Here is a 13,961-nt window from a genome sequence, read left to right on the forward strand (position 1 = left end):
CTATCAGTTACCGGCACGGCGCAGGGCCGCCGGGCTGAAGTCCTGCAAGGTCGTGTGTACGCCGAAACGCTCGGCACGTTCCTGGTTGGCCAGGCCGTTGACCACGTAGCTGCGCGATTGCAGGTCGTAAGCCACGTCGCTGATGGCGATGCTCGACAGAACATCGAAACGCTGCAACGAATGCGCTTCCTGCATGCGCCACAATTCACCGCGACCATCGAACAAGTCAGTGGCCAGAATCGCCCAGCTGTCTTCGTCGATGTACAGCGTGCGCTTGCCATAGATGTGGCGCGCACCTGGCTTCAACGTCCCTTCCACCACCCACACGCGGTGGGTTTCATAGCGGATCAGATCCTGATTGAGATGCTCTGGCTTGACGATGTCGCTGTACTGCAACGCGCGGTCGGCGAGCTTGTAGGTGTTGTAGGCAACGAGCATTTCTTTCTTGCCTGCCAGCTTCCAGTCGTAGCGATCGGAAGCGCCGCTGTACATGTCGTACATGTCATAGGTGCGCAGCCCGTCGGACAAACCGTCAAAACTGTCGTAACCCAACTCGGGCGCGCGCATGACGCGGCGTTGCCCCGGGTTGTACTGCCAGGCCAGACGCGGTTCCTTGACCTGATCCATCGGCTCGTGCAGCAGCGTTTGTTGGCCGGCAACGCTGTCCGGCCCGGTCACTTTTAGCAGGTAGTAATACAGCCGATTCGGTTCCGGATTGCCCAGCGCCGAGGCCATGGCGAGTGTTGCGTCGCGATGGATCACGGTGTAGTTACCGCCCGGTTTGACCACCATTTCCGTCGGAAAATATTGGTAGCCTCCTTGGCGATAGCGCGCCAAGTGGTTGTACAGCAACTCCTGCGGCTTGGTCGGAATCGGGAAAGGCACGCTGGTTTTCTCGTAGTTGGCCATGCCCGAGCCGCTGTCATTGAGGACGACCTTGCCGGCCTCCTGCTTGATTTGCGCATACTCACTGGCCGGCAACGCGACTGATCGATGGGTCGGGTAAACGTTCATCTTGTAGTCGGGAAACTTCTGCAGCATGGCCTTATAGCCAGCGCTCAACTGATCGGCGTATTGGCCCATGTTGGCGGCAGTGATCGTGTACAGCGGCTTGTCATTGGCGTACGGGTCACCATAACTTTTACCGGCGACATAACCTGGTGGCGCCTGGGTCAGACCACCGGTCCAGGCCGGAATTGTTCCGCTGGCATTACCGGACATCTGCGCACCGAACGGTGTCAGATCCTGGCCCAGGCGTGCCACATCGGCGGCACTTGCTTGAGCCAGCGCCATGGCGCTGAGGACGGAGAGCATGCTGCCCATAGCCGTCAGGCAAATCATTTTTGTTGTTGTCATTGGATGCCTCGTTGTCCGAATGCTGGTTAGAAACCCATGCTCACGCTGAGCGCGACGAAGTCTTTGTCGGTTGACGCCCACGGCGAGCTTCCACTGCCCGACCACGAAAGGTCAGCGGAGTATTTCTGCAGGTAATCAGCCTTGACGCCCACCGATCCGGCGATGCGCCCTTCAATGAAGTTGCTGTCGTACGAATAACCCTGCAAATCCTGACCAAAGGCCACATAAGGCGAGACGTTGACGCCGGCCAGCAGCGAGTTGTAGGTCAGCTGTGCACGCAGGCGATACCCCGAAGAAAACTTTGTGGTGTAGCCGTCTTTCGAGCAGCCGAGCTTGGCGTATTGAGGATTGGATCGTGTTCCCAGTGCGCAACCCAGAGCGCTGCCGTTGGACAGGTCGGAGCCATACTGGTCGGTGCGGTTGAAACGCGCGTCGTCCAGGCTCGGCAGGTTGTTCATGTACTTCATGCCGAACTCGCCGACCAGGTTCAATGCGTTGGCGCCCAACACGTTCTGGAACGACTTGACCGCACCAATCGACATCTGGGTGACTTTCAGGCGTTCATAACCGTTGACCACCGTGCCCGGCGCGTAGTTTTGATAGGCCTGGTCCGCGAGGGTGATACCCAGTGCCCGGCCCAGATCCGGCGGCAATGCGGCGAACCCGGCGATCAGGTCAGCACTAGCCAACTGCACCGGTTGGTTGGGGCGATAGCTCACTTCGCCGAACACCGACGTACTCAACAACGTGGTGGAAAAGCTCAGGCCGAAAATACGCACATCTTCTGGATAGCTGACGTCGTAAGCACCGTTGCCTGCCGCCAGCTCAGGGCTGCTGGTCGGGCTGACCCAACCCGGATAAGGCCCGGTGGCAATCGAACGCGTGCCGATCACCGAGTTGGAATACGGCGTGCGCGAGTGAATGTTCATCGCGTACACACCGAATTCAGTATCAAGCGTGTCTGAGAAATAGCGTAAGGCCGCACCGAACTGGCCCATGTCTCGCGGCTCTTTATCTGGACCGCGCTGGATGATCTGGCCATTGGCGAAGGATTCGCGATCGTTGGCGCCGGCGCGTGGCACGCCGTAGCAACCGTCAGGAATGTAGTCATTGGTCGAAAAGAATGTGCCGCAGCCTTCGAGCACGGTTTTGCGCCACTCCAACTGATAGAAGGACTCCACGCTCAGGCTGTCGGTCAAACCGAAGTTGCCGTACAGCATCGGCACCGGAAGCAAGCCTTCCTTCAGTTGCGAACCCGGACGGCGCAGGGCCGCGACGTCGATCGGGTTGACGGCATTGATACCGTTCTGGAAGAACAGGCCTTCACCCCAGTTCACCACTTGATTACCGAGACGGACATTGAGCGGACGGCCGTCAATGTCGTAGTTGCCGTACACATAGGCATCCAGCAACTCGACGCCCTGGAACTTGGCAAGCTTATCGTAGTGATCGTCGTTGAGCGTGTGATTGGGCTGGTAACCGTTGGCGGAGCTGCCGTAGTCGACTTCCTTGTGATTAAGGGTGTAGTCGTACCAAGCCTTGCCGCGCAGGAATAATCCGTAGTTCTGCCATTTGAGCTCGGTTTCCGCCAGCAAGGTCACCGGCGAAGAAACCACTTCGCCAGGTTTGTGGAAGTTCAGGCGACTGTCGTCCGACGTGCGCCCGCCGCCGTTGCTGAACTGACCGGCATGGCCATAACCGATGCTGTTGGCGCTGCCCTGGTTGATCGCTGAGGTCGTCGGGCTTTGTGTACTCCAGATCGCGCCGGCGGTGATGTTGCCGTTGTAGCGACCGGTGATGTCACCGAATTCGAAATCGTCGGCGTGGACGCTGAACGAAATGGCGCAGGCTAACGGGGTCAAGGCCAGCAACGTGGTGCCGAACCAAGGGGAGTCAGTAAATGACAGACGCGTGCGTGGTGACATGCAGCAGCTCCTATTATTTTTGTTTTGAGTTGTGGTGCGGCATTTCGTGATCGTCACTCAGGCTTAAACATTGACGAATACAAAATACATTGATTTCAACTTGACGACGGCGAGCCTAATCAATCAAGTAATCAGTGTAAATCTGTACGAATTTTGTCAATGCTCAGGGCTGTGCGAAGCGGCGATGGCGACCGTGACTCAATAGGAGTGCAAAGCCCGCACGTGGCGGGCTGGGTAGGATCAGTCCGGCAGGATGCCGGTGTATTTAGCGCGGGGGCGGATCAGCGTTTGGTGGTGATATTGCTCGCTGGCATGGGCCAGCCAGCCGATTACCCGACCGATTCCCGGCAACGCCAACTCGCGCCCTTCGAGCTTGAGTTTGCGCCCGACGAAGCTGAGTAGCAGGATGAAATCCGGTGGTTGCTGAAGCAATTCCTGGGCGATCTGCGCGGCTTTCAGCAAGCGTTGAAACTCAATATCGCCGGCGAACAAATCTTGCAGCGTCCGCCACAGGCTTTGCGCCCTGGGGTCGGCGACACCGTGCATGTTCGAGCCAAAACCGGGGATCGCCTCCCCTTCGCGGTAGCGCTGCAACACCGGATACTGAGGATTGTGCGCTGTACAGATTTCTTCCAGCAGACGACCAACGGTTTCACCGCGACTGTAGGCAAGTCGCCGCCCACGCGAAGCGGCCAGCCCGATGATCGCCGCGTAGTACGGTGTAACGCCAGTATTGGCGGCTGCGCGCACGGTGTAGGTCGACGGGTCGAGTTCGTGATCCATCGACAGAATGACCACCTGGCGTACCAGGTCTTCGAACGCGCTATCTACCCCCAAGGCGTTCACGATAAACGTCGGCAACGGTTGCGTACTGGGCCCGTCGGCGCCGACCATCAGCGCCGCCAGCCAACGCACAACGTCGACACCGGTGCGGGCATAGCCTTCGGGCGACAGGTCGTAAGCCTTGGGGTTTTCCCGCTCGATCAATGGGAACAAGGCAATGGCTTTTTCGACCGGGTGCATCTCCGCGTACGCCTTCAGCAACGGGGTTGCAGCCTTCGGGCGCTTGGGCAACGTGTCACCGAACGCTCCGGGCGATTGCCACATCAGTTCGGCCACTTCTTCAACGCTGGCGGTCGCCGCCAATTGCGCGACATCTTGGCCCCGGTAGTACAAACCTTTGTCGGTCAACAGCGTGATCGCACTTGAAGCAGCGACGCGCGGAGGCTCGGTCACCGTGGTGATCACATCGTTTTTCGGCTTGGCCAAACGCTGAATATCCGCTGCCCAATATCGGCGACTGCGTGAACCATCAACCTTCAATGAACGAATGTTTTTGCGACTGACGTAGGCGTACAGCGTCGCCAGGCTGATGCCAAGAATCGCCGCAGCCTCGTCGGCGGACAGGTATAAACCGTCTTCAGGAGTTTCCATTTCAGGCTCTCGGGTTGATGAATTTTGTACAGATTTACAGCGTGCAGACTGCACTATATCTTCGCCCCAACAAAAATAAAGTACATATATTGATCTATATATGTAGGCGTAAAGGGGAGCATTGTGGAAATACGCGTTCTGGCACCTACCGGCGTAATCGGCGCCGGCTTCAAGGCAACTTCTCTGGAACGGGGCCTCGCCCTCGCCCCTCATGTCATCGCCTGCGATGCCGGCTCCACGGATTCCGGCCCTTCAGCCCTGGGCAGTGGCCGCGCCAAACTCTCACGCGATGCCTGTAAACGTGATTTGCGTCTGCTGTTACTGGGCCGAGACAAACTGCAAGTCCCTTTGATCATCGGTTCCTGCGGCACCAGCGGACGCGACAGCGGCGTCGACTGGATGGCTGACATCGCCCTGGAAATTGCTGACGAAGAAGGCCTGCATTTCAAACTCGGCCTGATCTACGCCGACCAGCCCGCTGCCTATTTGCACCAGCGCCTTGAACAAGGCCGGATCAAACCGCTCAACCCTGCGCCAATACTGGACGCCGCCGTTATCGATAGCAGCCACATCGTCGGCATGATGGGCACCGAACCGTTGAGCGCAGCACTCGATCAAGGCGCGCAAGTCATTCTCGCCGGTCGCGCCAGTGATTCGGCGTTGTACGCCGTGGTGCCCGAGCGCATGGGCGCCGACCGTGGGCTGACCTGGCACGCCGCCAAGACCATCGAGTGCGGCGCGGCGTGCTGCGTCAACCCGGCAGCCGATGGCTTGATCGCCTATATCCGCGACGATCATTTCGAAATCGAGCCGCTGGATCTTGAAGCTAAAGTCACTCCACTATCGGTCGCGGCGCACACCCTTTATGAGAACGCCAACCCATACCTGCTGACTGAGCCGTCCGGCGTCGTCGACACCGAAGCCGCCGTCTATACGGCGCTCAGCGATCGCACGGTGAAAGTCAGTGGTTCGGCATTTCACCCGGCGGATGTCTATACGATCAAACTGGAAGGCGCGCAGCCCAACGGTTTTCAGACCGTGGTGGTCGGCGGGATTCGCGATCCCAACGTGTTTATGGCGCTGGATAAACTGCTGCCCAAAGCCCAGCAATACTTCAACGCGCGCATCGCCGATCTGTTCGGCGGCCGCTTGCAGCCGGGCGACTACGACATCAATTTCCGCCTGTATGGCATGGGCGTGGTGATGGGCCCGCTGGAAGTCGAGAAGGCGCCCTCGCCCAACGAAATCGGTGTACTGATCACCGTGACTGCGCCGACCCAGGAATACGCCAGCAAGATCGCCAGTTTCGTCGCCCACGTCAGCGCACACCTGCCGGTGCCGGGCTACGAAGGCTTGATCAGCACCATCGCTTACCCGTTCTCGCCACCGGAAATGGAGCGCGGCCAAGTCTATCGCTTCAGCGTCAACCACGTGCTGCTCCCCGACAATCCGCTGGAAATGTTCCGCACCAAGCTCTTGGAGGTTTGACCCATGACCACTGTTTCGCAACTCTGCAGCCTGGTGCGTTCGAAGAACGCCGGTCCGTTTGTATTGACCTTCGACCTGATGTTCACCAACGAAGACAACTACGCCCGGGTACGGCGCACGCAGCCCATCACTCGCGCCCTGCTGGCGGAGCTTTATCAGCAGAAAGAAGAAGACATCGTGCTGGTCTATCACGATGCTGCGCGCGCGATCAAAGCGTCGTTCCCGCGCCCGGTGTATCAAGGCGAACTCGCCGACAGCGACTGCTACGGCGGCCAACAGTACGTGCCGCTGTTGTCCATCGCCGTTCCGGAGTAAGTCGGTTTAGCCAGACTCACACGATAATAAGGATAAAAAAATGAGCGCTGCTTTAGGTTCTGTCGCGACCGCCACGCCCAGTGCGCTGAGTGGTGAAATGATCGCTGCGCGCCTTGACCGGTTGCCGGCCAGCAAAAGCCTCTGGCGTTTCGTCACGCTGTTGGCGCTCGGTGGTTTCTTTGAAACCTTCGAGATGTTTTCCACCTCGTTCGTCATCCCCGGGATGGTACGCAGTGGCGTGCTGTTGAGCACCACCGACAGCTTCTTTGCCCTCAACGGCGCGGCGGCTTACATTGCCGCAACCTTTATCGGGCTGTTCATCGGCACGCTGGGGTTCGGCATGATCGCCGACAAGTTTGGCCGTCGTGCGGTGTTCACTTACGCCCTGATCGGCTATGCCTTGTGTTCGCTGATCATGGCTTGCCAGACCGGCCCGCTGGGCTTGAACTTCTGGCGCCTGATGACCGCGATTGGCCTCGGAGTCGAGGTGATTGCCATCGACGCTTACCTGAGTGAACTGGTGCCGCCGACCTTGCGCGGACGCGCATTTGCCATCAACCGGATCATGTCCTATCTGGCAGTTCCAGCCTGCGGCATCACCGCCTACCTGTTTGTGCCGCATGAACCGCTGGGCATTGATGGCTGGCGTTGGGTGATCGCCATTGGCGCAGTCGGTTCGTTGCTGGTGTGGGTGCTGCGGCGCAAGCTGCCAGAAAGCGCGCGCTGGCTGGCAGACAAAGGTCGTTTGCAAGAAGCCGATGCCGAAGTCAGCCGCATGGAGCGTGCGGTTGAGCAGGAAACCGGCCGGCCGCTGCCTGCGGCGATCCCGACGACCAAGGTGCAGGTGGTACACAAAAGCAGTTTTCTCGAGCTATGGAGCCCGCGTTACCGCACGCGCACGATCATGCTGGTGCTCTTTCACGTATTCCAGGCCATGGGCATTTATGGCTTCCTGAATTGGGCACCAACATTTCTCATCGAACAGGGTGTGACGGTTAGCAAAAGCCTGGCGTATACGGTGGTGATGGGATGCAGCGCACCGCTCGGGCCGATTCTGGCGCTGTTCTTTGCGGATCGCATCGAGCGCAAATGGCAGATCGTTTTTGGTGCCATGCTGATCGCCGTCGCGGGCCTGTCGTTTGCCGAGTTCCGTATGCCGCTGCTGATCATTGCCTGCGGCGGTCTGTTGACCATGGGCACAACGATTCTTTCGGTCGGCTATCACGCTTATCAGTCGGAACTGTATCCGACGCGGATTCGCGCGATGGCGGTAGGTTTTGTCTATTCCACCGGCCGCCTCGGTGGCAGTCTCAGCGGTTTCATGATTGCCTTCACCATGGGCCATTTCGGCGTGCAGTCCGCGCTGATTGCGGTGGCTGGGTGCATGGTCATCTGTGCCCTGTCGGTGGCATTGTTAGGGCCGCTCACCCGTGACCAGACGCTCGAACAGATCAACGACTGAAACCCGTGTGTTTTTTCACCCGTTGTTTGGATGTGAATGATGAATAACAACAAGACTGAAACCATTGCCCACGACTTTTTCTACATCGGCGGTGAATACATAGGCCCGCCCGGCAAAGAAGTCATGAGCGGGCAGATGTATGTCGAGGTGCTCAGGCCCGCCACGGTGACGCGCCGCTATCCATTGGTGTTCGTGCATGGCACCGCGCAAACCGCGACCAACTGGCTGAAAACCCCGGACGGTCGCCCGGGCTGGGCGCGGATCTTCGTCGAGCTCGGCTATGAGGTTTATCTGGTTGATCAGCCAGCGCGTGGCCGCTCGCCTTGGCACGCGCAACTGGACGGTGAGTTGAGTGTTGCCCCGGTGGTGGTTGTCGAGCGCTACTTCACCGCCACCACTCAAGGTGAATGGCCGCAAGCGAAGAAGCACACGCAGTGGCCCGGCACCGGTCGCAAAGGCGATCCAGTGTTCGATGCTTTTTACGCCACGCATGTTCCTTACATTGCCGACAGTGCAAAAAGTCAGCAATTGTTCCAGAACGCCGGGGCGGCGTTGCTGGATAAAATCGGTGAAGCGATTCTGATCACCCACTCGCAGTCGGGGCCTTATGGCTGGCTGCTGGCGGATGTCCGCCCGTCCTTGGTGAAAGCCGTGGTGTCCATCGAGCCACAAGGCCCGCCGGTGGTGAACATGTCGATGCAGCAGGCGCAGAAAGGCGAAAGCCAGACGCTGGACGACACACAGCGCCGTCGCTGGGGCATTGCCGACATTGAGTTGACCTACGCGCCGCCATTGCTCGCAGACCAGCAATTGGCGGTGGTTCGCAGCCCAGCCACTCGCGCCGATCGGCTGCCCGGCTGGTTGCAGCAGGAACCGGCGCGGCAACTGATCAATTTGCAAGCCATCCCGTTTCTGATCGTCACTGGCGAAGCGTCCTTCCATGCGCTTTACGACCACGCGACTGCCGCGTATCTGCAACAGGCCGGCGTGCCGGTGACTCACTGGCAGCTCGAAGAGTTTGGCATCACCGGCAACGGTCACATGCTGATGCTGGAGCATAACAGCGCAAAAATTGCCGAGCGCGTGAACCTCTGGATCGCTGATATTTGAGCCGTGTTGCCTCACAGGAACCCCGTGGATGTTAACCACAGAAGTAACACCGCAAACCAGCCGTTCGTTGTTGTGGCTGGTGGCGGGCGGCCTTTTCATGCTCACCCTCGATGCCACGATCGTCACTACCGCGCTGCCGGCGATGGCGCTAAACCTCGGTGAAAGTCCGCTGAGCATGCAGTCGGTCATCGTCGCCTACGTGATGACCATGGCCCTGCTGATCCCGGCCTCGGGTTGGCTGGCGGATCGTTTCGGCACACGGCGCACTTACATCACGGCGATTGCCTTGTTCACCGTGGGTTCGCTGTGCTGCGGGATAGCGCAATCGCTTGATCAATTGCTGATTGCTCGCGTCCTCCAGGGCATGGGCAGTGCGCTGATGTTGCCGGTCGGCCGGCTGGCGGTGATCCGTATGTTTACCGGCAGCCGCCTGTTGCCGGCGATCAGCTTTGTCACTATTCCCAGCCTCATCGGCCCTTTGATCGGCCCGGCACTGGGCGGCTGGATCGTACAGTTCGCCAGCTGGCAGTGGATTTTTCTGATCAACGTACCGGTGGGACTTCTTGGCGTACTCGGCGCCTGGAAATACATGCCGGGGCAACCGTTGGCGGGGCTCGGCCGTTTCGATTTCGTCGGCTACGGCTTGCTGGGCGCGGGTATGTTCTGCCTCACCCTTGCACTGGATGGCATTGCCAGTTTCGGTTTTGACTGGCGCGTGGCATCGACGTTGGCTATAGCCGGTCTGGCTGCCCTTGCGGGCTATTGGCAACATGCTCGTCGCCATCAAGCGCCGCTGTACCCGCTGAACTTATTAACCGTCGACAGTTTGCGCATTGGCTTGGTCGGCAATTTCGTCGCACGCCTAGGCTGCTCGTCGACGCCGTTTTTGCTGCCACTGTTCCTGCAAGTCGCGCAAGGCTACTCTCCGCTCAACGCCGGGTTACTGATGCTCCCCGTCGCATTGACCGGCATCGCCGTGAAGTCGTTGACCAACCGGCTGGTGACGCGCATGGGATACCGGTGCTTTCTGGTCGCCAACACTTTGCTCATCGGCTTGACCATCAGCAGCTTCGCGATCGGGCACGAGCCACGGGGTGTTGCGTTGCAAGTGTTGGCGCTATGCATTTTCGGCGCGCTGAATTCCCTGCAACTCACCGCCATGAGCACGCTGACGCTCAAGGATCTTGGCCCCCATCAGACCAGCAGCGGCAACAGCGCGCTGACCATGGTGCAAATGTTGTCCATGGGCATGGGGGTGTCATGTGCAGGGGGACTGCTAGTGTTTTTCAGCCACTGGTTTGCGGGGAATCCTGAAGTGATAGGCATGGCGTTTCACGCTACATTCGCTTTCATGGGCGCTCTAACACTGTTTTCAACAGGGATATTCTGGCGATTGAAGACCAACCCGGTAATGGGAAACAGCTAAACATTTGAATGATGATCTCCGCTAACTGTTTTACGCGTAATGACGAGCTGGTGTCGATTATGGAAGCGGCCACCTCCGATGCCTGGCAACTTGAACGGGAATAGTATTCACCTGCCAGGCATACATCGATGCCCTTCTCCCGATTTCGACCAATTTCAGACTTGCACGACTACGCCCGCCTCTGCCAACCCATCACAAATACCACCGATATTCCCGCGCACTGATCTCCTGCATAAACGCCAAATGATCCTGGCGTTTGTTCTCGCAATACACATCCACAAACTCGGCGCCCAAACCTTCCCGCAACTGCGGCTGATGCTGCATCGCCCTCACCGCTTCAAACATTTCCGTCGGAAAACCAACCCCGCTGCCGCGATCTTCATTCAACGGTGCGATCGGCTCCTTGGCCGATTCCAGCCCATGTTCCAACCCCACCAAAATCGCCGCCAACACCAGATACGGATTCGCATCCGCCCCTGCCAGTCGATATTCAATCCGCAGGTTCTTCTCATCCGACTCAGGAATGCGCAAACACGCATCACGATCTTCAAAACCCCAACTCGCTTTCGTCGCCGTGTTCACCGTTCCGCCCAAACGCCGCATGGCGTTCTGGTTCGGTGCGAAGATCGGCATGCTGTGGGGCAACAGTTCCAGGCACCCGGCGATTGCATGGCGCAGCGGTTGTTGCTGGTTGGCCGCGAGCAGATTATTGCCGGTCGCGTCATAGAGGCTGACATGCACATGCATGCCGCTGCCCGGATGCTGCAAGTACGGTTTGGCCATGAAACTGGCGCGGTAGCCGTGCTTGAGGGCAACGCCACGGGTGCTGCGGCAGAACAGAGCGGCCCAGTCGGCGGCGCGTAAACCGTCGTCGAGGTGGCCGAAGTTGATTTCGAATTGACCGGGGCCCAGTTCAGCGGTGATCACCGTGGCGTCGATGCCTTGAGCGCGAGTGGCTTCGACCATTTCGTCGAGCACCGGCGCGAAGCGAGACAAACGCTCGATGTGCATGTTCGGTTGATCGTCGGCGTCGTCGGTCAGGTCGTCTCGGGGGAACTGCGGTAAGCCGTCACGCAGTTTTTTGTCGAACAGATAGAACTCGAGTTCGAAGGCAACGACGGGGTGAATGCCTTTGCACGCCAGTCGATTGAGCACCTGCGCCAGCACTTCGCGGGGTTCGAATTCGATCGGTTTTTCGGTGCCGTCCGAGGTGATCAGCATCTGGCCCAGTGGCTGGGCTTCCCAGGTTACCGGTTTGAGTGTGCCCGGCACCAATCGGCGCACTGCGTCCGGATCGCCGTCGTTGAAGCAGTAGTCGCCAATCTTGAACAACCCGCCCTGCACGCCGAGCAATACGCAGTTTTGCGGCAGTTTGAGTGCGCTGCCGGTGGCGACTTTTTCGAGCATGTCCACGGGATAGCGCTTGCCGTAAAAGTGCCCCGCAATGTCCAGGGAAATCAGGTCGACATAACGCACCTCGGGGTAGCGTTGGCGAAAAGCACGCACTTCAGCCAGCAAGTCAGCGCAGACAGCGTCCATCGTGTTGATCCTTTTATTGTTATCAGGTGTAGACCCACAGCACGCGGGTGAGCTGGTCGGTGAGGTTGCCGTAGCGGCAACGGGTGTGACTGTCGAATTGAAAGCTGTCGCCGGCCACTAAGGTGGCAGGCTCCTCGTCATCGCCGAGCCACAGGGTCAATTCGCCTTCAAGCACGTAACCGCCCTGCTCCGAGCTGTCGCTCAAGTGCCGGTCGCCGCTACTCGCGCCGGCTTCCAGATGACTTTCAAGCATCGAGAACGAGGCGCGCATCTGCGGTGAAACCAGAATGTCGGTGATGCCGTTGGCGTAATACAGCGTGCGGCGTTCGTCCGGCCGGGTTACCCACGGCAGTTCCTTGGCTTTGGGCAAACTGTAAAAATAGGTGGTTGGCACGCCGAAGGTTTCGCTGATCGCCGTCAGGTCCGCCACCGTCGGCCGCGACAAGCCGCGCTCGACTTGAGACAGAAATCCCACCGAACGGCCGATCTTGTCGGCCAGTTCCTTCAGGGTGCATTTCTTGTGCTTGCGCAGGTCGTGGATCAGGATCGCCAGCGCGGCGATTTCTTCTTGCTTGTTCATGGCTGGAATTCCGGTAAATGACTCATCAGATGCTGTCCCGCAGTCGATACCAGGCCTTGCCGATGGCCTCCAGCGGCGCGGCGAGGTGTTTGCCGCCGGGAAAACTGCCATTGCTCAAGCCTTGATACAACGCCAATTCATCCGTGTGACCGAGAATCGCATCGGACACCGCGCGTGCCGCCGCCAATGTCGGCAGCACGCCATGCCCGGAATATCCCTGCAGCCAATAACGATTACCTGCGCCGCCGACATCCGGTGTGCGATTGATCGTCAGATCGATGTGGCCGCCCCAGGCAAATTCGACTTCGACACCTTTGAGCTGCGGAAACACTCGTTCGAGAAATGGCCGGGTCGCCGCCGCGATGTCCTTGGGCATACCGCCCAGATAGGTGCAGCCACCACCGAACAGCAAACGGTTGTCCGGCGTGCGACGGAAATAGTCGAGGACGAACTGGTTGTCGGTGACGCAAACATTGCTCGGCAGCAATGCAGTGGCTTGCTCCGCCGTGAGCGGCGCGGTGGCGATTTGGTAGGTGCCCACCGGCAAGATGCGACTGGCGAGCTTGGGATCGAGTTCATCGAGATAGGCATTGCAGGCGAGCACTAGCACATCCGCACGCACTGAGCCGCGCTCGGTGATTACCCGAAACCCCGCACCCTCCTCCTGATAACTCAGCGCCTTGCTTTGTTCATGGATACGGCCGCCGGCCCGTTCGATGGCAGCGGCCAGGCCCAGTGCGAGTTTCAGCGGATTGAGATGTGCGCCCTCCGGGTCATAAAGCCCTGCCTGATAACGCTCGCTGGCCACCCATTGCGGCAGCTCTGCTCGGCTGATGAACTGCAACCCATCGTGGCCCCATTTATGACTGGCCTCGTGTTGCCATTCGGTCAACAGCCTGACCCGACGCGGCATCACCGATGTCCACAGATGCCCGGTGCGATAGTCGCAGTCAAAGCCATGGCGGCCGGGCAACTCGCGCAGTTCCCGAGCGGCCCAGCGCATGCCGTCCCACAAACGCCGTGCCCGTTCATACCCGAGCGCAGCTTCCAGTGGCGGCATATCGCACGACCAGCCAGGAATCGCCTGTCCGCCGTTGCGCCCCGAGGCGGCCCACGCCACTCGACTGGCCTCCAGCAGCGTCACGCGTTTGCCGGCCAACGCCAGGCGCAACGCCGTGTGCAGACCGCTGAACCCAGCACCAATGATCACCACATCGGTGTCATGTTGCCCTTCCAGCACGGGCCGAGTGCTCAGAATATCGGCGCAACTGTGGGCGTAGTAACTGTCGACATGGCGCTGGGATTGCTGAAACATTCGGAGCCTCA

11 protein-coding genes are annotated in these 13,961 nt (G+C 59.2%); 5 read left to right on the forward strand and 6 right to left on the reverse strand.

Going from position 1 to position 13,961, the window contains the following annotated elements:
* Positions 1-3 precede the first annotated feature (3 nt).
* The 3 genes from ACIOZM_RS00325 to ACIOZM_RS00335 form a co-directional block, all read right to left on the reverse strand.
* A complete protein-coding gene (locus ACIOZM_RS00325) occupies positions 4-1,356 on the reverse strand; it encodes a DUF1329 domain-containing protein (protein WP_401208064.1) in 1,353 nt (450 codons plus the stop codon).
* Between the two features lie 26 nt (positions 1,357-1,382).
* On the reverse strand, positions 1,383-3,281 hold the full coding sequence (locus ACIOZM_RS00330) for a DUF1302 domain-containing protein (protein ID WP_401208066.1): 1,899 nt from the start codon (positions 3,279-3,281) through the stop codon (positions 1,383-1,385).
* A gap of 240 nt (positions 3,282-3,521) precedes the next feature.
* The gene (locus ACIOZM_RS00335) at positions 3,522-4,715 is read right to left on the reverse strand and encodes a citrate/2-methylcitrate synthase (protein ID WP_401208069.1); all 1,194 of its coding nucleotides are present in this window, start codon (positions 4,713-4,715) and stop codon (positions 3,522-3,524) included.
* A gap of 123 nt (positions 4,716-4,838) precedes the next feature.
* Here ACIOZM_RS00335 and ACIOZM_RS00340 point away from each other — a divergent pair, with 123 nt between their 5' ends.
* The 5 genes from ACIOZM_RS00340 to mdtD are packed head-to-tail and all read left to right on the forward strand — an operon-like array spanning position 4,839 to position 10,516.
* Positions 4,839-6,203, forward strand: coding sequence for an acyclic terpene utilization AtuA family protein (locus ACIOZM_RS00340; protein ID WP_401208072.1), 1,365 nt, complete (start codon positions 4,839-4,841; stop codon positions 6,201-6,203).
* 3 nt (positions 6,204-6,206) lie between these two features.
* Complete coding sequence (locus tag ACIOZM_RS00345; RefSeq protein WP_249674067.1) at positions 6,207-6,518, forward strand: DUF4387 domain-containing protein; 312 nt, start codon at positions 6,207-6,209, stop codon at positions 6,516-6,518.
* Positions 6,519-6,558: 40 nt separating this feature from the next.
* Complete coding sequence (locus ACIOZM_RS00350) at positions 6,559-7,980, forward strand: MFS transporter (protein ID WP_401208075.1); 1,422 nt, start codon at positions 6,559-6,561, stop codon at positions 7,978-7,980.
* A 39-nt stretch (positions 7,981-8,019) separates the two neighbouring features.
* On the forward strand, positions 8,020-9,090 hold the full coding sequence (locus tag ACIOZM_RS00355) for an alpha/beta hydrolase (protein WP_401208076.1): 1,071 nt from the start codon (positions 8,020-8,022) through the stop codon (positions 9,088-9,090).
* Positions 9,091-9,118: 28 nt separating this feature from the next.
* On the forward strand, positions 9,119-10,516 hold the full coding sequence (gene mdtD / locus ACIOZM_RS00360; RefSeq protein ID WP_401208079.1) for a multidrug transporter subunit MdtD: 1,398 nt from the start codon (positions 9,119-9,121) through the stop codon (positions 10,514-10,516).
* 192 nt (positions 10,517-10,708) lie between these two features.
* Here mdtD and ACIOZM_RS00365 read toward each other — a convergent pair whose 3' ends face one another.
* Genes ACIOZM_RS00365 through ACIOZM_RS00375 form a run of 3 tightly spaced genes read right to left on the reverse strand, consistent with a single transcriptional unit; the run spans position 10,709 to position 13,950 of the window.
* Complete coding sequence (locus ACIOZM_RS00365; protein ID WP_401208082.1) at positions 10,709-12,055, reverse strand: glutamine synthetase family protein; 1,347 nt, start codon at positions 12,053-12,055, stop codon at positions 10,709-10,711.
* A 22-nt stretch (positions 12,056-12,077) separates the two neighbouring features.
* Positions 12,078-12,635 carry a helix-turn-helix domain-containing protein gene (locus ACIOZM_RS00370; protein WP_401208085.1) on the reverse strand — a complete coding sequence of 186 codons (558 nt, stop codon included), beginning with the start codon at positions 12,633-12,635 and terminating at the stop codon, positions 12,078-12,080.
* Positions 12,636-12,660: 25 nt separating this feature from the next.
* On the reverse strand, positions 12,661-13,950 hold the full coding sequence (locus tag ACIOZM_RS00375; protein ID WP_401208088.1) for an NAD(P)/FAD-dependent oxidoreductase: 1,290 nt from the start codon (positions 13,948-13,950) through the stop codon (positions 12,661-12,663).
* Between the last annotated feature and the right edge of the window lie 11 nt (positions 13,951-13,961).

It is taken from the genome of Pseudomonas sp. NPDC087346, from assembly GCF_044744235.1.
Taxonomy (GTDB): domain Bacteria; phylum Pseudomonadota; class Gammaproteobacteria; order Pseudomonadales; family Pseudomonadaceae; genus Aquipseudomonas.

What these genes read in the sequence shown, in the direction of transcription:
- mdtD (WP_401208079.1), top strand. Translation starts at nt 9,119, where the DNA reads ATGTTAACCACAGAAGTAACACCGCAAACCAGCCGTTCGTTGTTGTGG.
- ACIOZM_RS00350 (WP_401208075.1), top strand. Translation starts at nt 6,559, where the DNA reads ATGAGCGCTGCTTTAGGTTCTGTCGCGACCGCCACGCCCAGTGCGCTG.
- ACIOZM_RS00365 (WP_401208082.1), bottom strand. Translation starts at nt 12,055, where the DNA reads ATGGACGCTGTCTGCGCTGACTTGCTGGCTGAAGTGCGTGCTTTTCGC.
- ACIOZM_RS00345 (WP_249674067.1), top strand. Translation starts at nt 6,207, where the DNA reads ATGACCACTGTTTCGCAACTCTGCAGCCTGGTGCGTTCGAAGAACGCC.
- ACIOZM_RS00335 (WP_401208069.1), bottom strand. Translation starts at nt 4,715, where the DNA reads ATGGAAACTCCTGAAGACGGTTTATACCTGTCCGCCGACGAGGCTGCG.
- ACIOZM_RS00370 (WP_401208085.1), bottom strand. Translation starts at nt 12,635, where the DNA reads ATGAACAAGCAAGAAGAAATCGCCGCGCTGGCGATCCTGATCCACGAC.
- ACIOZM_RS00330 (WP_401208066.1), bottom strand. Translation starts at nt 3,281, where the DNA reads ATGTCACCACGCACGCGTCTGTCATTTACTGACTCCCCTTGGTTCGGC.
- ACIOZM_RS00375 (WP_401208088.1), bottom strand. Translation starts at nt 13,950, where the DNA reads ATGTTTCAGCAATCCCAGCGCCATGTCGACAGTTACTACGCCCACAGT.
- ACIOZM_RS00355 (WP_401208076.1), top strand. Translation starts at nt 8,020, where the DNA reads ATGAATAACAACAAGACTGAAACCATTGCCCACGACTTTTTCTACATC.
- ACIOZM_RS00325 (WP_401208064.1), bottom strand. Translation starts at nt 1,356, where the DNA reads ATGACAACAACAAAAATGATTTGCCTGACGGCTATGGGCAGCATGCTC.